The 19,379-nt window shown below is 55.9% G+C and carries 16 protein-coding genes and 1 pseudogene; 9 read left to right on the top strand and 8 right to left on the bottom strand.

From position 1 onward, the window contains the following. Complete coding sequence (locus IEX10_RS15450) at positions 1-1,053, bottom strand: efflux RND transporter periplasmic adaptor subunit (protein ID WP_188677272.1); 1,053 nt, start codon at positions 1,051-1,053, stop codon at positions 1-3. Between the two features lie 421 nt (positions 1,054-1,474). On the opposite strand from IEX10_RS15450, the gene IEX10_RS15445 reads away from it, so the two are divergent. Beyond that, positions 1,475-1,993 carry a TetR/AcrR family transcriptional regulator gene (locus IEX10_RS15445; protein ID WP_188677269.1) on the top strand — a complete coding sequence of 173 codons (519 nt, stop codon included), beginning with the start codon at positions 1,475-1,477 and terminating at the stop codon, positions 1,991-1,993. Positions 1,994-2,047: 54 nt separating this feature from the next. Further along, positions 2,048-2,215, top strand: a pseudogene (locus IEX10_RS20020) (dioxygenase); the annotation flags it as partial. 72 nt (positions 2,216-2,287) lie between these two features. Here the strand turns inward: IEX10_RS20020 and IEX10_RS15435 are convergent. The 4 genes from IEX10_RS15435 to IEX10_RS15420 all read right to left on the bottom strand — a co-directional run bounded on the left by IEX10_RS15435 (position 2,288) and on the right by IEX10_RS15420 (position 7,549). Further along, positions 2,288-3,589 (bottom strand): TRAP transporter large permease, encoded by a 1,302-nt coding sequence (locus tag IEX10_RS15435; protein WP_188677266.1) that lies wholly within the window; start codon positions 3,587-3,589, stop codon positions 2,288-2,290. Then, the gene (locus IEX10_RS15430) at positions 3,582-4,061 is read right to left on the bottom strand and encodes a TRAP transporter small permease (protein WP_229678587.1); all 480 of its coding nucleotides are present in this window, start codon (positions 4,059-4,061) and stop codon (positions 3,582-3,584) included. The genes IEX10_RS15435 and IEX10_RS15430 overlap by 8 nt, the downstream gene beginning before the upstream one ends. A 79-nt stretch (positions 4,062-4,140) precedes the next feature. Continuing rightward, positions 4,141-5,169 (bottom strand): TRAP transporter substrate-binding protein, encoded by a 1,029-nt coding sequence (locus IEX10_RS15425; protein WP_188677260.1) that lies wholly within the window; start codon positions 5,167-5,169, stop codon positions 4,141-4,143. A gap of 49 nt (positions 5,170-5,218) precedes the next feature. Beyond that, entirely contained in the window at positions 5,219-7,549 is a 2,331-nt protein-coding gene (locus tag IEX10_RS15420) for a cytochrome P450/oxidoreductase (protein WP_188677257.1), read from the bottom strand. A gap of 177 nt (positions 7,550-7,726) precedes the next feature. Here IEX10_RS15420 and IEX10_RS15415 point away from each other — a divergent pair, with 177 nt between their 5' ends. After that, on the top strand, positions 7,727-8,407 hold the full coding sequence (locus tag IEX10_RS15415; RefSeq protein WP_188677254.1) for an IclR family transcriptional regulator: 681 nt from the start codon (positions 7,727-7,729) through the stop codon (positions 8,405-8,407). A gap of 21 nt (positions 8,408-8,428) precedes the next feature. Here the strand turns inward: IEX10_RS15415 and IEX10_RS15410 are convergent, their stop codons facing one another. From IEX10_RS15410 to IEX10_RS15400, 3 genes are all read right to left on the bottom strand, one after another. Continuing rightward, the gene (locus tag IEX10_RS15410) at positions 8,429-10,054 is read right to left on the bottom strand and encodes an alkaline phosphatase family protein (protein WP_188677252.1); all 1,626 of its coding nucleotides are present in this window, start codon (positions 10,052-10,054) and stop codon (positions 8,429-8,431) included. A gap of 71 nt (positions 10,055-10,125) precedes the next feature. Continuing rightward, positions 10,126-11,157 (bottom strand): TAXI family TRAP transporter solute-binding subunit, encoded by a 1,032-nt coding sequence (locus IEX10_RS15405; RefSeq protein ID WP_188677249.1) that lies wholly within the window; start codon positions 11,155-11,157, stop codon positions 10,126-10,128. 12 nt (positions 11,158-11,169) lie between these two features. Further along, positions 11,170-13,056, bottom strand: coding sequence for a TRAP transporter permease (locus IEX10_RS15400; RefSeq protein WP_229678581.1), 1,887 nt, complete (start codon positions 13,054-13,056; stop codon positions 11,170-11,172). A 106-nt stretch (positions 13,057-13,162) separates the two neighbouring features. Here IEX10_RS15400 and IEX10_RS15395 point away from each other — a divergent pair, with 106 nt between their 5' ends. The 6 genes from IEX10_RS15395 (at position 13,163) to IEX10_RS15370 (ending at position 19,278) form a co-directional block, all read left to right on the top strand. Next, positions 13,163-13,969, top strand: coding sequence for an IclR family transcriptional regulator (locus tag IEX10_RS15395; RefSeq protein ID WP_188677246.1), 807 nt, complete (start codon positions 13,163-13,165; stop codon positions 13,967-13,969). A 225-nt stretch (positions 13,970-14,194) separates the two neighbouring features. Next, entirely contained in the window at positions 14,195-15,142 is a 948-nt protein-coding gene (locus tag IEX10_RS15390) for a Bug family tripartite tricarboxylate transporter substrate binding protein (protein WP_188677244.1), read from the top strand. Positions 15,143-15,198: 56 nt separating this feature from the next. Next, positions 15,199-15,618, top strand: coding sequence for a tripartite tricarboxylate transporter TctB family protein (locus tag IEX10_RS15385; protein WP_188677241.1), 420 nt, complete (start codon positions 15,199-15,201; stop codon positions 15,616-15,618). An 11-nt stretch (positions 15,619-15,629) separates the two neighbouring features. Then, positions 15,630-17,144, top strand: a complete 1,515-nt coding sequence (locus IEX10_RS15380; RefSeq protein WP_188677237.1) for a tripartite tricarboxylate transporter permease — start codon at positions 15,630-15,632, stop codon at positions 17,142-17,144. A gap of 101 nt (positions 17,145-17,245) precedes the next feature. Then, positions 17,246-18,046 carry a siderophore-interacting protein gene (locus IEX10_RS15375; protein WP_188677234.1) on the top strand — a complete coding sequence of 267 codons (801 nt, stop codon included), beginning with the start codon at positions 17,246-17,248 and terminating at the stop codon, positions 18,044-18,046. Positions 18,047-18,111: 65 nt separating this feature from the next. Beyond that, positions 18,112-19,278: a M20 aminoacylase family protein gene (locus IEX10_RS15370; RefSeq protein ID WP_188677230.1), complete on the top strand. Its 1,167-nt coding sequence runs from the start codon at positions 18,112-18,114 to the stop codon at positions 19,276-19,278. Positions 19,279-19,379 lie beyond the last annotated feature (101 nt).

Below are 19,379 nucleotides of genomic sequence, written 5' to 3'. Positions count from 1 at the left end.
CTATCTTGCAAAACCGGTGAAACGGCGGACCCGTTCACCATCTGCAAGCAGGTTGGCCCCGCTTGCTACGATTTCTTGACCTTCTTTCAGGCCCGAGGTCACGATGACCTCCCCCCTGGGACCGGGCGTGATGGTGACAGACACGCTTTGCACCGTTCCAAGGTCCCCGTCTTGCGGATTAAATGCCATGACCCGCGAGTTGCCGGCGGAATCTGTAATAACGGCTGAATTCGGTATAACTGGCGCCTGATCCGTGGCTGGCATTGTCGCATACACCGTTACAGATGCACCGGGCAAAACCAGAAGATCTTCGGGCGGCGCCATGCCAAGGGTGATCTGATAAGTCTGACCGATATCGGCTGTTTCTGCATTAAACTCGCGCACTGCCAATTCGTATTGCGTCTCGCCAGAGGGGAATTGGGCCATCAATTTGATGTCATCCTCTTGATCCGCATACTGGAATAGGACCTCCGGGACTGCAATTTCGATCCTGAGGTCGGACATATCGTGCAAACGCACCACAGGCGTACCCGCCGCAACGGTGGCAAATTTTGCCACATTGCGCGACGCAACAAGCCCATCAAAAGGCGAGACAAGATTGGCGTTACACAAAGAGCGTTCCGCATCCCGCAATGCGATCGAGGTGATTTGCAACTGGGTATCCGCGTCATCAACACTGACCTGACTGACGGTTTCGCCTTGCAGCTTTTTCAGCCGCTCGAACGTGCGCACCGCCTGATCGTACTGCACTTGTGCCTGATCACGCGCCAGTTTGTAGGGTTCCACATCAAGGCGTGCGATCAGCTCTCCTTGCGCAACGGTTCCCCCTTCGGTCACGGGGAATTCCACGATCTGCCCGTCCACCTGAAACGCCAGATCGACAGTTTCCTTTGCCACCACATGCCCAAAAAACTGGCGCGTCTGGCCTTCGTGATCGGCGGTCACAGTGATGGTTTTGGCCAGCTTGACCGGCCCGTCCTGCGCCATCGGCATCGTTGCAAACAGAGGAAACAAGAAGGCTGCGAGTATCCCGCGATTGACAAAGGATTTCATTTCGGAGTCCTGAAATTAGTAGGTTTTACACGTTTGAAAGCCACAACACGTTAGGAAGTCTTGTGCAATCGGTCTTTGGGTCGATACCCTTCACAACATACCATCCATGTTCTGGCCGTGCATCGGCAGCAGGCAAGGCGCACCGTGGTCTAGGGAACCACAGCCAAGCAAATGCCGCCATATCTACCGCGTGCCGTTTGCGCCTTAAATGGATCAGAATAGAAGGTCATTCAGTGTCCTTTCGTAAAGCCGAACCGCCCCGGTGGTGCCACGATCCGGCACGCTCCCGCTTATGGATCAGGCGTTCCATATACAGCATTTGACTTATGGAGCAAGTGTTCCGTAAGAGGGGGTAAACACATATTCTTGATCAGGGAGACACAAAATCGATCCGCGCCAACAACGAACCCAAGAAGCCCTGTTGGGCGCGCTTGATGAATTGCTCGCCGAGAAACCGTTCAGCGACATCAGCGTAAGCGATCTTGCGCGACGGGCGCAGATCGGGAGGCAAACGTTTTATCGCCATTTCGATAGTATCGGCGCGATGCTCGAAATGCGCTTAAGCTTTGTTTTGTCGGGACAAAAGGAATGGGCCTCTGCGAATGCAGATAATCTGTCACCCCAAGAGTGGTCTTTTCAGGTGCATCTCTTTGCGTTTGAACAAGTCGCGACACTGCCCCATATCGCCCACGCCATCTTAAGCGGTGCAGCGGGGAAGAACGCTTTAAGCTCTTTTCAGGAACAGATTATTTCCTTGCGCAATGCCCTCCCCCATAGCGCGCCTCATTGCGGCACACCTGAGCTACAGCATTTCCTTCCATCCTATCACGCAGGTGCAATCGTAAGCGTTCTTTTGAAATGGGTCGAATGCGGTTGCAGCCCTGACGCCGAGACGATGGCACGCTTCATGGTTCAGATGACCAACCCGAATGACAACTAAAGACATGACGCCGACGGCGAGATAGAGCCACCCGTCCCCATACAAATATCTGTCGTGCCTAATATCGCGCAGCAATGGGCAAAGACCCTGAATGACGCGGAAGAGCACGCCAGCGATGATGAATGGCGTCAGGGCATCGCGTTTCTGAAAGGCTGCGCTGTCATCGAAACAAAGGACCGGCACAAGTTTGTCCTTGCGTCCGATGTTCTTGGAATGTCGTCATTGATTGATATGCCCCACTCGTCACCTCACTCTACGTCTTCATCTGTTTTGGCGCCGTCCTGCGTGACTGTGCTAATACGCCATCCCCGGCAACCAGAGCACCAGCGCCGGAAAGGCAACCAGAAGTCCAAGACGCACAAAATCCGCGAGGATGAATGGAAATATCCCCTTAATAATTGTGCCAAGCGGTATATTTCCCGCCGCAGCCTGCGCCACGAACAGGTTCATACCGATGGGCGGCGTGATCAAACCGATCTCTGCCACTGTCACAACAATGATGCCAAACCAGATCAGATTGAAATCCAGCTCCAGCGCCACGGGAGCCAGCAAAGGCACCGTTAACAGGATCATAGACATGGCATCCATGAAACAGCCAAGAATCACGTAGAACAACAGGATCAACACCATCACCTGATAAGGCCCAAGACCGGACGATCGGATCATCTCGATCAGCAGTTGTGGCAAGCCAGTGTTTTCCAGAAAGAAGTTAAACAGGGCGGCACCGATCAGGATGAAAAAGATCATCCCCGTCAGGCCCGCTGTTTCAAACACAGAGGCGCGCATGGCACCAAAGGTCAGCTCTCCTGATAACAGTGCCAGCACGAAGGCACCAACAGCGCCAACGGCTGCGGCCTCGGTCGGGGAGAACCAGCCAAGGTAAATCCCGCCGATCACAAGCGCGAACAGCAAAACCACTTGCCAGACTTTTCCAAGAAAGCGAAACCGGTCCGGCCAGCTTGTCCGTTCAGCTGCCGGAGCGATTTCAGGGTTCAGGCGCACGCGCACCATGATAGCACCGGCATAAAGCAGCGCCCCCAATAGGCCCGGAACCAGCGCGCCAATGAACAGTTGCCCGATAGAGCTTTGCGTAAGCAAGCCGTAGATCACCAGCAGCACAGAAGGCGGGATCAACACGCCAAGCGTCCCCCCCGCAGCAACAGTCGCGGTAGACAGGGACGGATCATAACCGTGACGCTTCATTTCCGGCAGGGCCACGCGGCCAATCGTGGCCACGGTTGCCAGCGATGATCCACAGATCGCCCCGAAGAACGCGCTCGCCCCGACAGTTGTGACAGCCAGCCCGCCTTTGCGGTGGCCGATGAAAGAGTTGATCACGTCAAACAGCGAACGGGACAACCCCGCATGAGACGCAAAAACCCCCATCATCACAAACAGCGGAATTACCGAGAAAGAATAGGGAAAGATCGATTCAAACGGTGATGATCCAAAGATATAGGCTACCCCCATCCAACCGTTCAGATACCAGTAACCGACACCGCCAATCACCCCCATCGCAATTGCAACAGGTGTGCCAAGGGCAATCAACCCAAGGGCAGCAGCGAAACCGACCAAGCCAAGAACTGCATCACTCATCTGCGGTCTCCGGTGATGTATTGGTAAATAGGGAAAGCGGAATTGCGACCAACGATACCGCCAGCCCAAGCAAAAGCGGATACCAGTACCACGCAATCGGAATCCCCAGCTGCTGGGAGCGGTCTCCGAACATGGTGCGGGTCTGGAATGTCAGATAGCCCTGCCACAACATCAGCGCGACCAACCCAAAGGCCAGCACCGCCGAAAACAGCGCGAGCGGCAGTTGAACCGCGCGCGGGGCGTTTGTTAGCAAAAGGTCAACGCTTACATGGGTGGCAGCTGCAAAGGCAAACGGCATGACCAGCCAAGCGCCCGAGACCACAAAAAGCTGCACCAGATCTACAACGCCGGTTATCGGAAAACCGAACCGCCGCCCGATTACATCTGCCACTGTCACAAGTGCTGCGATGCCATAGGCCAATACGCCAAGCACAGCGAGTCCATCAATCAGCCGACGGGCTGCGGTTTTCACAAGATCCAAAGGCCACCCCTTTCAAGAAAACAGCCAGCGCGACGGAATCGCGCTGGCGCAAATTTTTACAGGCGGCGGATTACTCCGTTTTCATGGCCTGAAATTCAGCAATTTTATCCTGCATTGCCTGGTAGATTTCATCGGCATTGTCGACACCGGCATCTTTCACCGACTGGAGATATTCCTTCATCATCGGCTTCAGAGCTTCACGCCATTTTGCGCGTTCTTCGTCCGACAGTTCGGTGATCTCGTGACCGGCATCCATCGCGTCCTGACGGCCCGGCACATCCCAGCCGTCCCACCAATCGCCAAATTTGGCAACCAGATCGGCACCGGAGTACTGGTCGATACAGGATTGGGCTTCGGTGCTTAACTTGTCAAAGGAGCGCTGGTTCATCACATAGAAAAACGACACCGTGTATGCGCCAAGATCAAGGTGATAGTTCAGCACTTCGTTCAGGCCAAAACTTTTGACCGGATCCCAAGGGAAAACCGTCCCGTCGATCACCCCTTTTTGCAGGCTTTCATAAACCTCACCGGGCGGCAGACCTTGTGGATCAGCCCCCAGATGGGACAGCATTGCAGACACTGCAGGGCTTGGCGTGCGAATACGCAGGCCTGCCATGTCTTCCATAGTCTCGACTTTTTTCTCGTTGGTGTGCAGCAGACCGCCATTGTGGGCATGTAGCGCCAGAACCTTCAGACCGCGGTATTCTTCGGCCAGATATTCGGGGAACAACTCCCACAAAGCATAGCTTGCAGCCGCCGCGTCATCCGTCAGGAACGGCATGTCGATCAGAGATGTGCGCGGGAAACGACCGCGCGGGATGCCGTGCAGACCGTGGGCAATGTCAACCACACCGGCCATCACTTGTTCTTGCTGACGTGCCACATGGCCCATTTGGGTGCCGGCCGGAAAGATCTCAAACTGGACTTCGCCGTTTGTGCATTCCGTGATCTGCTCGCTCCAAGGTTTGATAAAGTCTTTATGCAAACCGTGAACAGCCGGAAGATAGTGGCTGATTTTAAGTGTAGTTTCCGCCTGCGCAGTAGCAGCAGAGACAGTCGCCAGCGCCAGTCCGGCGAGTAAGGTTTTCTTTAGTGACAATTTCAGTTCCTCCCTATTGTCGGTGGGTCGTTGTTACAAGTCGTTGAAATTACAGGGCAAGCTTCAGCTTTCCGCCGGTCGAACGCGAACAACAGGTCATGATCCGTTTATTCTCGCTCCGCTCGGTACGTGTCAACACCATATCCCGGTGGTCGATGTCTCCCTCTTGCACCGCCACCTCGCACGAACCGCAAAGCCCTTCGCGGCAATCACATGCGATGTCGATGCCCGCCGCCAGAATAGTATCAAGCACGGTGGTATCATTGGCGACTTCCAATACCATACCGGAGTCGACCAGTTCTATTTCAAAGGCAGTTTCCTTTTCAGGGTCCAGACCCGCATTAGAAGTACTGAAATGTTCAAAATGGAACGTGCCGTCAGGCAAATCCGCTGTCAGGTCTTCCAAAGCGCGCAGCAACCCTTGGGGACCGCAGGCATAAATTTGCGCGCCTTTGCCCAGACCTGCCACCATTGCTGGCAAATCCATAAACGTCTGTTCGTCATCAGCATAAAGGGTCAGCGCCGAACCGTGATCCGCTTTTAGACGCGCGGTGAAGGCCATCGTGGTTAACGAACGCCCCGCATGGTGCAGCTCATAGCTGCGCCCTTCAGCTTTCAGGCGGTCGGCCATTGCAAGGATCGGGGTGATCCCGATACCGCCAGCCACCAGCACATAGTGGGCGGCGTCAGGGTCAAGCCGGAACAGATTTGAAGGTCCGCGCAGCTTTATCGCATCGCCCGCTTTTAGGGTTTCGTGAATAAACCTTGATCCGCCGCGCCCCGTATCTTCCCGCAGGATTGCCACCTGATAGCTGTCGCTGTCTGGATCACCACAAAGCGAGTATTTGCGGTCGAAATCACCAACGCAAAGCTCGATATGCGCTCCGGCGCTCCATTTTGGCAGGGGGCGACCTTGGGCATCCTCTAGGGTCAGACCAAGAATATCGTCTGCTTCCTGCCGCAGCTCCGCCACCCGCACCTTTCGGGCAATATCACGCCGCGCCGGTGCGCCAACTGCAAAATCGCGGCGCGGTTCAAGGGCGGTGTTATCCACCCGTTCAGGATTTCGCGCAGGATCCCATTCTACCCACAATTCATCCGGTCCACGGAAAGAGGTGTTCGGGAGATAGCTGAACGACTGCTCTGACAATTGCAGATGGGGTAGACGGCGTGACATTTCTTCCAGAAAAATCCGCATCTCCATACGTCCGATGTTCTTTCCCATACACTGATGCGCGCCATAGCCGAAGGTCAGATGATCCACCGCATTATCGCGGTAGATGTCAAACGTGTCGCCATCTTCAAAGTGTCGTTCGTCCTGATTACCAGAGGCCTGAACCACCAGCAGTTTCGCCCCCTCCGGCAGATCCACACCACCGACCGAGGTTGGTGCAGTCGCCTGTCTACGCCATGCCACGATGGACCCCGCGTACCGCAGGCATTCCTCTACCGCATTGGGGATCAGTGAAGGATCGGCGCAAATGTCTTCCCACGCCTCGCGGTGGGTCAACAGTGTCTTGAACATATTGGCCGAAGCCAAAGAGGTGGTTTCATGGGCGGCAACAATGATCGCCATCATCATCGAATGCACGTAACTGTCCGTCACCACATCGGGCATTTTGGCGTTCATACGAATGGTGTGATGCATCCAGCCCGTGCCCTCCGGCTCTGCCCGCATCTTTTCGATCACCTGTCCGGCGTATTGCCAGAACCGGCCCACATCATGAGCGACTTCGATCTGCTTTTCGTCCGTAGGTTTGCCCCAAGTGTTCACCGAATGGGCGAGCGAGAAGGATTTCAGCGTCTCGATTTCATCCTCTGGCACGCCAAGAAAGTGCAACGCCACCAGAAGCGGGACTTCGTATAGCATCGATTCCACAAGATCCGTGCGGCCTTCATTGATAAAAGCGTCGATTTTTTCGCGGGTCAGGCGGCGCACCATATCCTTGTGCTTTTCCAGCTCGCTTGGCACGAAATGATCCAGCAACACGCGTCGGCGTTCCATATGGGCGGGCTCATCTTCGTTCACTAACGTCTTGTTCATCCCGTAGCCATAGCTTTGCAGGATTTCCATCGCCTCGGGTGTGGCGGGTGTGATCTTTTCCAGCACGTTTTTCGGGGAAAACAGAACCGGATCGCGAAAGACCGATTTTATGTCATCATAGCGGCTGACCACCCAATAGCCGAGTTCGGGCGCAAAGAAGACTGGCAACTGGTCCCGTGACCAGCGCAGCGCTTTGGCGGGGTCGAGCTGATACGCCCCCTCAAAAGGATTGAAGGCGCGGGCGTTGTCGGCCGGATCACCCATCGGGCAAGTATCCTGCGCCGCTGCACCGGAAAACGGGCAGCCTGCCGCAGTTGCTTTGGCTTTGCTGGTCATAATTGCGCCTCCTCCTTCCCCAAAGGGTGCAGCAGAAATAAACGAGTAGCCCATCAGGTTCAATAGCAAATAGTGAAAGTATTGTTGCACATAGTGCAAATGCATTGCCAACTGGACAAAGTCGGCCTAATATTGTTCCTCACCACCGATTGTTTAACAAAGGATCGCGATACACTTATGTCCACCGGCAAACTACAAACTCTGGAACGCGGAATCGCCCTGCTGCGTCTTGTCTCCCAAAGCCCCGAGGGGATCAGGATCAACGAACTGGCTGCGCAACTGGGATTGAACCGACCCACCGCCTATCGGATCGTGGCCACGTTGGTGGATCAGACAATGGTGCGCCGGCTGGAAGATGGGCGGATCGTCATGGGTGTAGGCGCCTATCAACTGGGAGCGCGTTCGTCGGACAGTATCCAGATGCTGGCCCGTCCGGTGCTGGAAAAACTGGCGCAGGATACCGGTGCCACATCATTCCTTTCGATGGCTGAAGGTGAAACCTGCGTTGTTGTCATGACAGCCGAGCCGCGCAACACAGCTTTTAACATCCATTATAAACTCGGCACCCGCCACCCTATTGACCGCGGAGCTGCGGGGATCGCAATTCTGGCCTCGCGCCCCGAAAGACCAGAGGATTCCGAAGACATCCAGTTCGCCCGCGCCAACGGGTACAGTGTGACCAAAGGGCAATTGCACAAAGGCGCTGTCGGGGTATCAAGCCCGGTCGTGTTTCAAGACGCGGGGCTGACAGGGCTGGAGTTTTCCATCGGCGTTGTTGCTTTAGAAGCGCTCGACATCGACGGGGCCGCCGCAGCGGTGCCCGACGCGGCGGCAAGCCTTGTCAAAGTGCTCTCCTGAAGACTGTCGCGGCGGGCCGGATTATTCCTCCGGCTCACCCATTCGCGACAGAGCGTCATTATAATCCTCTTCGGTCGCAAAACCGATCACGATGCCTGACTTGGCCTCGCTCATGTAAACACCGCGCTTTTCGATTTCCGCGTTCGATATGGTCGTGCGCTGGCTGATGCGGCGGCTCCACTGGAACAATAACCCGTTCAAACGGGCGCACTCCGCTTCATAGGCAGGATCAGCGCCAAGATCGACAAACTCGTTCGGGTCTTCCTGAAGGTCAAACAACATCGGGCGGAAGCCGTCTGCAAAAATGTACTTCCAGCGACCGTCATACAGCATGGTCAGATTGGCGTCTTTTACATCGACCCCAAGCTTACGGCGGGCACGGCGGAAGGAATAATCGTATTCGGAAATCACAAAATCCCGCAGCGCATCTGTTTCGCCGTTCAACAACGGGCGCAGGGATTGGCCTTCGATGATATGGCCAAGCTCCGGCCCGTCATAAAAGTCGAGGATCGTTGGCACCACGTCGATTGCTTCAACCAGTGCGTCGCTGACGGTGCCCCGCGTCTTGTCCGCTTCGGGTGAAGGGTCTACCACGATCAGCGGAATGCGGGCGGAAGGGTCGTGGAACAGTTCTTTCTCGCCCATCCAGTGATCCCCGAGATAGTCACCGTGATCAGAGGTGAAGATGATCATCGTATCATCCGCAATCCCCTGTTCATCAAGAAACGCCATCAACGCGCCGGTCTGGTCGTCAATCTGTTTGATCAACCCCATATAGGCCCCGATGACCTTGGCGCGGGTCGCGTCATTGGTGAAAGCTTTAGACACCCGTTCTTCCATAAACGCCTTAAAAATCGGGTGGGGATTTTCTTGCTCGGCGTCCTTGCGCAGAATTGGTTGATGGGTCTGCGGCCCGTACATATCGTGATAGGGTTCCGGCACGATATAGGGCCAGTGGGGTTTGATGTAACTGAGGTGAAGACACCACGGGGTATCGCCGGCCTCTTGGATAAAATCCATCGCGCGGCGGGTGATGTAGGGCGTTTCGGAGTCCTCCTCCTCTGCCCGCGCTGCCTGATCGGAATTGTCCAGAAACCAGCCGCTTAGCAGGTTGCCGTCTTCGTCCTCACCGCTGTTGGCGACGCTTTCCCAAGGATTCTCATCCTCCCAGCCCTTATCCTTCATGTAGTCTTTATAGTTTTCGTTGCGCTTCTTCTTGCGCGCGCTCGGATGCAGACCGTCATCGCGCTCGTAAGGTTCAAAACCGCATTCCGAGACCAGCGCACCGATTTCGCTGTCAGGGGCAAGGCCGAGACGCTTCATCCCTTCCACGTCCGCAGACATATGTGTCTTGCCACAAAGTGCAGTGCGCACGCCAAGGGGGCGCAGATGATCGCCCAGCGTCATCTCCCCGACTTTTAGAGGGATGTTATTCCACGTAGAGCCGTGGGAGCTGACATATCGTCCGGTATAAAACGACATCCGCGAGGGACCGCAGATTGTGGATTGCACATAGGCGCGATCAAAGCGGACACCCCGTTTGGCAAGCGCGTCGATATGGGGCGTATCCAGATGGGGATGGCCTGCACAAGACAGATAGTCCCAGCGCAGTTGGTCGCACATAATAAAGAGCACGTTTTTAGCCATGACGATCCCTAAGTCTTTAAAATTAGTTTGGCCGGAGCCTCGACGGCTCCGACCTGTATCAAGTCGCTTTATCAGCCTTTTGCAGCGTCTGGAATATCGACGCCCAGTTCAGTCAGCGCACGCAGGCTGCCCGGGTGCAGCGGCAGATTGATGTCCTCAACCGCGCCTTGTGGTGTGACGGCGCGCAACCACGGGGATGTTTCTGCCTCGGCTGCAACACCGGCGTAGAAGGCTTTAGTCATCTCATAAACCATCGCTTCATCAGCCTGTTCATTTGTCACGATCCCCACAGTCACCCCAAGAGTTGTCACATCGGAATCGTTTAGCTGTTTATCGCCGTAAACACCCGCTGGCAGGGTTGCCGCGCTAAAGCCCGGACGGCTCACCAGTTTTTGCACCGCTTCGGTTTCCAGCTTGTCAGCCGGAATGCCAAGGAAACGGATTTCATTCGTGACGGCGATCTGTGTCAGCGCAGGGCTCGGCGCGTTGGTTGGATTGCAGTAGACATCAAGATTGCCGTCCTGAAATGCTGCAGTTGCCGCATCCCAGCCGAGCTTTACGGCCTCATAATCCGTGCCTTCTTCCAGACCGGCCACAGCTTTGAACAGACGGGACATGGTTGCATAAGCCGCACCACCTGGTGGTCCAAGAAAGACCCGCTTGCCTTTGACTTGATCAATCGAGGTAATGCCGGAATCCCCGTAAACCGCGATGTGATAAACGCCCATCGGGAAATTCAGCACGGTGCGCAATTTTTCAACCAGTTCTGGCGCCTTGTCGATTTTCGCATACATCGCCGCCTTGTTGCGCATCAGTGCGTGGATGGTCGGGGAGGACATGCAAAAATCGCTCCGGCCCATCGCCACTTCCAGAACGTGACGGGTGGCAGCACCTGTGGCGTTCAACTGGATTTCGTAGTCGGGCAGAGATTTGTTCACCACATTGGCAAAAGTCGTCATCACAAGGTTCGGGCTGGTGCCCGGCCCCAGCGTGGACATGCGCAGCAGTTCCTTGGCGAATGCGCCTGTTGGCAAGGCTGCAACGGCTGCAATGCCGGCGGTTCCAGCCAGTAGGCCGCGCCGTGTAAGTGTTGTATCAGTCATAATAGTTCCTCCTCAGGTGTGTGAATTTTCAGGCATTGGTACAGCGCCGAACCGTGAAGCGGACAACAGCGCGACACCCGCCGCGACAGCGATCCAGGACACAGTCGGCCCAAAGAACAAGAGCGCCACCGCTATGGCGAGCCCGATTGGCGCGTAGCGTTTCTTGCCCCGCGCCGGATAGCAGGCGCGCGAGATCAGCAGGACGGCAAAGCCGACAAACAGGATGGACTGTGCGGAGTCCGACAGGCTGTAGCCGGTTCCAAGCAGCATCGCGGGTTGGTAAATAAAGGCGAACGGGATCACGAACCCCGGCAACGCCAGCCGTGATGCCTCAACCGCTGTGCGCATGGCACCGGAGCGCGCGATAGGCGCCGCTGCAAATGCAGCCAGAGCGACAGGCGGGGTCACGGCGGACAACACCCCGAAGTATAGCACGAACATGTGGGTGTGAATGATCGGCACACCAAGACGTTGCAGCGCCGGACCCATCACCAGAACGATGATCAGATAAGCCGGAACCGTGGGCATCCCCATCCCGAGAAACAGACAGGCCAGCGCCATCAAAAGCAACGAGACCATAAGCTGCCCTTCAGCATAGCTTGCCACAAGAGACGCGAACCGCAGGCCAACACCGGTTAGGTTCAGAATTCCGATAATGATGCCAACTGCGCCCACAATGACAACTAACTGCGCCGAGATCATCCCCGCAGACCGGATAAACCGGAGCCATGATTTCAGATCCACCAACAAATTAGGGCGCAGCGCAAAGCCGAGCACGACCGCAAAGGCAACGCCGATAAAGCCGGAGTATGCCGGGGACGCGCCGCCCACCATCGCCACAACAATCGCTGTGAGGGACAGCATGAAAACAATGATCTGCGCAACTTCGCGCCAGCTGAACTGAACTTTCTCAGGGGGCGCAACGTCCAGATCCATATCCCGCGCGGCGCTGGAAATCGACATGAACAGTCCCGCATAATACAGGATCGCCGGAACCGTCGCAGCCGCGCAGATCGTCAGGTAGGGCTGGCCGGTCACATCCGCCATAATGAAGGCCACAGCCCCCATAATCGGTGGCGTGATCTGACCGCCGCTTGAGGCCGCAGCCTCTACCGCGCCGGCGAAATGGGCTTTAAAGCCGCGTTTCTTGATAAGGGGAATGGTGATGACACCGGTGCCCACTACATTGGCCACAGCACTACCCGAAATTGTCCCGAACAGCCCGCTTGCCACAGTGGCCGCTGCCGCCGGCCCGGAGCGCACCCGCCCCGTTGCGGCAAGAGCCAACTTCACCAGCACCTGATCGATGGTCAGAAACTCCAGCACCGCGCCGAATATGATAAAAATCAGAATGGTCGAAACCACCGTCGCCATAGGACGCCCGAACACGCCGTCAAAAGAATACCACAGGACCTGTATCAATTCTTCGGATGTGATCCCCGCATGACGCATAAAACCGGGTGCATATTGTCCAAGCGCACCGTAAAGCAAAACAATCGCTGCCACACTGGCCATCACCATCCCGACAGACCGGCGGGTCAGTTCGATCACAGCGATCAGCCCCAACCAGCCAAGCCAGATGTCCGCATTTGTCAGAAAGTACAGCCCTGTCTCAATCTCGGCGGCAGCTTTGAAATATTGCCAGACCGCAACCGCGAGGAAACCTGCCGTCACCACCGCAACCAGTCGGTCCGAGAATTTCAGGCTCTCGTTGATGTGAAACAGCAAGACCAGCAGCCCCGCCAGCAGCAACATCCCCACCCGCAGGTAAGATTCGTTAAAGACACCAAAAACCGAAACGTAAAACACAACAGAAACGATAAGCGCAGATAGCGCCAAACTCGCACCGTTGATGGATCGGGAAAGCAGGTTTTGCACCATCCGATTGTTCTCCTCCATGATCATCACCAATCTCGCAAATGTGCTAGACGCGGTGATTCTTATGTGACTACCTAGACACCCCGATAAATTTAGTCGAGACTGCGTTTCACTAGGTGGAACGCAAATGACGAAGACAAATCGCTCCGTAGAGCGCAGTATGGAAATTCTGGAAGTCGTATCGGAAACCGGCGTGTCTTCGCTGGCATTTCTAGCCGCACAGACCGGTTTGCCCAAACCCACAGTGCTGCGGATTTGCGCCACACTGGTTGCACGCAGGTGGCTGTCCCAAAGCAGAAATGACAGACGCTACCGGATGGGTCCACGTTTCCCACGAATGGAAACCGCGCCAGTTCTGATTGATGCGTTGGTTGAAGTAGGCAGCGGCCCCATCGTGGAATTGTCCGTAAAGACTGGTCTGGGAGTTGATCTGGCTGCGTCCATCGGTGACGGGCGACTGGAGATTGTCGACACAACCCGCCAGTTTTCGGTTCATGGCATTTTTCCCGATTGTATCGGCTATCGCCCCTCCCCGTTCCGCTCTGCGCTCGGATGCGTGTTCCTGGCAACTTTGGAAGACGAAAGCCGCAGCAAATGTATCACTAAACTGTCAGCCACGCTTACAGGATCAGACCGGGCAGCGGCCTTGGAGTTCCCAACCAAATTAGCAGACATAAAGGCGACGGAATTTGCTGTGCGCGAGAAGGGATATTGGGGACGTGCGGTGGATTATGGGGGCGTGCCCACGGCCATCAGCGTTGCAATCCGATTCGGCCCAAATGCGGTTGGCGCCCTCAGCTTAGTGTGGCTCGCTGAAGACTACGACACAGACACGGTGGTCGCGCAACATTTGGGCCGCCTGCACGCGACAGCGCAGACTATCGGCGCGCAACTGGCAGCAGAACATCCCAATCTCTTGCTGCCCTCCATCTAACACGCGCTACGCCGAAATACGCCCCTGTTGTTCCATTCTTTAATGTGTTTAGCTGACACAATGATACCAAAGCAGTTTGCGTGTCCGAAAATTATTAAGCATAATTAGGGGGTTAATTCGCTTGGGAGGGGAACATTAGGCGTCGTCCGAATTTCCTGCATTGAACGCCCTTGCAAAAGATGCTTAACATATTAACAAGAATTTCACTTTACGGGAGGATAACAAGTGAACCTGAAATCCAAAATTTTTGCGCTCGGCGCATCCGCTCTTATGGCCTTTTCAGCGCCGGTTCTCGCAGAGGATTGGGCACCGGACGGCCCGCTTACCATTCAGATCGGCTTTGGCGCGGGGGGCTCTACCGATACAATGGGGCGCGTGCTGGGCAAGGTGATGAAGGACAATACCGGCTGGAATGTCGTCGTTGAAAACAAACCGGGCGGGGGGGGCGTGGCCATGTTTACCGGCCTGTCCCAGATGCCGCCAAACCGGAATATCGTCGGGATGGGGGTCAGCATCCCTGTGCTGGTTCAACTGGTAAATCGCGGCGACCAACTGCCGTTTGATATCGACAGTTTTGATTACCTTGGCACTGTCGCCAAGGCCGAACTGGCGCTTGTGGCCAGCAAGGACGCACCCTTTGATACGCTGGAAGAAATGGTCGCACACGCCAAAGAACAAGGCACGCTGGCAGTCGCCACAATGGCGCCACCGCAGGTCCTGGTGATGAAGCAGACCGAAGCCAAAACCGGCGCGAGCTTTAACCTAGTGACAGCCGACGGCGGGGCTGAAGTGATGAAGCTGATTCTTGGCGGACAGGTTCTGGCGGGTTTCGGCTCGGGTGAGCAATACCCCTACCTTGAGTCCGGTGACATGAAGGTCATTGCCGGTGCGAACCAATCCCGTCTGAGCTATGCGCCGGATGTGAAAACCTTCACTGAATCCGGTGTGCCAGCCTATGTTGATCCGGTGTTCTTCCTTGCGATGACCGGCGGCACTGATCCAGAGGCCATCAAGGCGATTTCAGCGGCCATAGACGAGGCGATTAAAGCGCCCGAATTTGCAGAAATCGTGCGCAATGCGGTGAAAGGCGATCCGATCAACATGGGCGTCGAAGGCACCAAGCAAATGATGGTAGACGGTCTGGCCAACGCCAAAGTCCTGTTTGGCAAGTAAAACTGAACGCCCCCTGCTGGCAATCCAGCGGGGGGCATCCAAGGGGGGATCACGTAGTGTCAGCGGACCGCATTTCCGGTATTTTCTTTTTGTTGCTCGGGCTCGCGATGTATTTCGTGGTCAACCCCGCCTATATCGAGACGGTGGAAGGGGGCAGTTTGAACCCCAAAACCGTGCCCAATATTATCTCTGTGATCATTGCGCTGTGCGGCGGACTTTTGGTGGTGAAACCGACGCACCACGAAGTAGGCGATCTTCGAAATATCGCGCGGACGGGGTTTTACAGCCTGCTTCTGATCGCGGGGCTCTATGCCATGTCACGGTTCGGTTTTGAGTATGTCGCACCGGTCCTTGCCTTTGCCATCATGTGGTTCATCGGTGAACGCCGCCCCTTCTGGTTGGCCTTCGGAGCCGTCGGAATGCCAGCACTGATCTGGTTTCTCGTGACCCAAGCGCTAGGCCGCGCATTGCCTTAAAGGACCGCTCTATGGTGGATTTAGCAACAATAACCGCCGGTTTTGGTGACGCGTTTACCCCGTTCAACCTGATGTTCGTGTTGTTTGGGGTACTGCTTGGCCAGTTCGTCGGCGCGGTGCCAGGGATCGGGCCGATCATGGCCATGGCCATCGCGATCCCCTTTACCTTCGGGTTGGATCCACTGCCCGCGATTGCCTTTCTTGTGGGCGTGAACAAAGGCGGGCTGGTTGGCGGTGCGGTGCCTGCAATCCTGATGAATACGCCCGGCACACCCGATGCGGCCGCCACGGCGCTGGACGGGCATCCGCTGGCCAAAAGGGGAAAGCCGCTGAAGGCGACAAAAATGGCGCTGTTTTCGTCCGTTACGGGGGATCTATTCAGCGATATTGTTCTGATTACTGTGTCTGCCCCGCTGGCGATTATGGCGCTGAAAATGGGCCCGATTGAGGTTGTCGCGCTAATGATCTTCGCTTTTTCCATTTTGGCAGGACTAATCGGAAACTCCCTGATCAAAGGCATGATCGCGGCCGCACTTGGCCTGCTGGTGGCCTCGGTCGGACAAGACCCCGAGCATTACACTCCGCGCCTGATTTTCGGGTATTGGGATCTGTTCGACGGGCTGCCCCTGCCCTCGGTCGCGATCGGGATGCTCGCCATTTCCGAAATCCTGCGCCGTATGTCGCTGGCCCATGGTAACGTGAAATCGGGTATTATCACCGACGGTTCCAACAGGCCGGAAGACCGCCGTGTCAGTTGGGCAGAATACTGGGCCTGCCGTTATACGATGCTGCGCGGTGCAACGATTGGAACAATCCTAGGCGCCCTACCCGGTATCGGATCCACGGCGGCGGCCTTCATGTCCTACGCCATGACCAAAGCCGGATCAAAAGACCCGTCAAGCTTTGGCAAGGGCAATCTGCAAGGGATCGCAGCATCTGAATCCGCAAACTCTGCCGTGGTCGGAGCAAACCTTATCCCGCTGCTGACACTCGGTATTCCGGGCAGTGTGGGTGCGGCGCTGATCATTTCGGCCTTTATGATCCACGGAATGCAGCCCGGCCCGCTGTTGTTTGAACAACAGGGTCGTCTGGTCTATGGGCTGTTTGGCGCGATGCTGATGGCGAATTTTGTGAACCTTTGGGTGGGACAATTGGGGCTGCGCTTCTGGACCAAAGTGGTGTCGGCACCGGAGTCCATCATCTTTTCCGCAGCTTTGTTGTTGTGCATCGTCGGGGTTTCCATGGCTACCAGCGGATTGTTCGGCGTAGCCATCATGCTGATCTTCGCCATTGTCGGCTATCTGATGTCCACCTTCGGCTATTCACTGGTCATCTTCATCATCGCGTTTTTCCTTGGACCCCGTTTTGAAAAATCCATCGCGCAATCGCTGGCTTTGACGAACGGAGACCTGACGCAGATGTTCAAAAGCCCCGTTGCAGTCGCTTTACTGGTGCTGTCGGTGGTGTCTTTTGTCTATTTTATGCGCAAGAACGCTGAAGCGGAGGCGATCGACAGCAAAACCTGATCCGGCGAGGTGCCTTTACGCTCGAACCTTTCAAGATACCGTGATACAATCCATTTCAACAGGCAGGTATTTTCCCACCCACGACATGACAGGAAGATACCATGAAAGAACCAGCCCGTAGCAAACGTCCGCCCCGCCTTTTTACCGTTTCCGCCGTTCGTCGGGTTTCGGCCCATATGATCCGCGTGACATTCAGCAGCCCCGAGATCGGGGAGATCGCCGATGGATGTGAGGGGGCAAATTGCAAACTGTTCCTTCCCGAACCGGGTCAGGACATAGCAGCCTTTCGCAAGCAATTGAACGAAGGCCCGCGTCCGGATGTGCGCACCTATACAGTCCGCCATCAACGGCAGGCTGCCTGCGAAATGGACATCGATTTCGTTGATCACGGAGACGCTGGTCCGGCCTCTGCATGGGCAAGGGCAGCACAGGTTGGTGCGTATTGCGGTTTTGCAGGACCCGGTATGGTTAAAGTCAAATCCTTTGAGGCCGAACACTACTTGGTGGTGGCTGATCTTTCTGCTCTTCCACTGGCCGCTGCAACACTGGAGGCTATGCCGGACACGGCCAAAGGCACTGCAATCTTTGAGATCACCCATCCCGATGACCGGCAAACCCTTACGATGCCTGCAGGTGTCACAGCCCATTGGCTGGTAAATCCCACCCCGTCCAAACCGGATGGTCAGGTGGACAAACTGGTGCGTCAGCTCCCTTGGCCAAAGGAGCGTTTGCAAGTTTGCATCGCAGGGGAAAGCAGTATGATCCGCGCCCTGCGACAGTACATCCTTTTGGATCGCAAGCTGCCAAAAGCAGACGCTTATATCGCTGGCTACTGGAAAATCGGACTGATTGAGGACGAACACCAGATCGAAAAACGCAAGGAGGCAACTCCGGTCAGCTAATCTCTGGTCAACCTGCGGTGCGCAGCCTAAAGTGCTGCAAACCCGCAGAGATTTAGGACCAGACCATGCCTGTATTGCCCCAGATTGCCGACCACGCAGAGACCCTTACCGAAATCCGGCGCGATCTTCATGCACACCCCGAACTCGGTTTTCAGGAACACCGCACCAGTGGCATTGTGCAGGGTTTGTTAAAGGAATACGGCGTGGATGAGGTCCACAGCGGTCTTGCCACAACAGGGGTTGTCGGCTTGATCCACGGCAAGGGAACAGGCCCCAAACGCATCGGGCTGCGGGCGGATATGGATGCCCTGCCAATCCATGAAACAACCAATCTGCCCTACGCCTCTAAAACGCCGGGACTGATGCATGCCTGTGGCCATGACAGCCACACTACGATGCTTCTGGGGGCTGCAAAATACCTGTCCCAAACACGAGATTTCGACGGCACAGCCGTGCTGGTTTTCCAGCCCGCCGAAGAGGGTCTTGGCGGTGCGCGCACTATGATTGCAGATGGTCTGTTTGAGAAGTTTCCTTGCGACGAAATCTACGGGATGCACAACAATCCCAACGGCAAGCCCAACCATGTCAGCGTGAAACCCGGTGCGGCTATGGCGGGGGCGTGCTTTTTCGATATTACCGTAAACGGAATTGGCAGCCATGCCGCCATGCCCCAAGCCGGACGGGACACGATTGTGATCGCCGCGTCTCTGGTTGGAGAACTTCAATCCATTGTAAGCCGTAACGTCGCCCCAACCAAACCGGCAGTTCTTTCGGTGACTACTTTTAATTCAGGGAACGCCTACAACGTGGTGCCAGCTTCGGCCACACTGACAGGTACTTTGCGATACTTCCACGACGACGTGCGCGAACTGGTGGAGCTGCGCATCAATGAAATCTGCACCGGTCTGGCAAAAGCCCACGGCATTGAGATCTACGTCAAAATCTGGAACGTATTCGATGTTCTGATGAATGATGCCGACCTATCCGAAGAAATGCTGGATGCCGCCGCCGAAGTGGTCGGGACCGATATGATAGAGCGGTCGGACCAGTTGCGCACCGGTAGCGAGGATTTTGCCGATATGCTGAAGGTGGTGCCGGGGGCGTATTGCACGCTTGGACACAGCGGGACCGTCTCTGTTCACAACCCCGCCTATACGCTTGATGACGACATCCTGCCCGTTGGGGCCAGCATCCTGTCGCGAATCATAGAGCGACGGATGCCACTTTCGTAAAGTAACTACCGTTGGTTGATTTTTCCCGCCTCACGGGAGCGGGTGTTTCGGCTTTCCCGTCCGGGTTATCGTATTAACTAACCTGCTCTGTTGACCGCAGC

Source organism: Neptunicoccus cionae (assembly GCF_014643735.1).
GTDB classification, from domain to species: domain Bacteria; phylum Pseudomonadota; class Alphaproteobacteria; order Rhodobacterales; family Rhodobacteraceae; genus Amylibacter; species Amylibacter cionae.
This window is presented reverse-complemented; position numbering and strand designations above follow the sequence as displayed.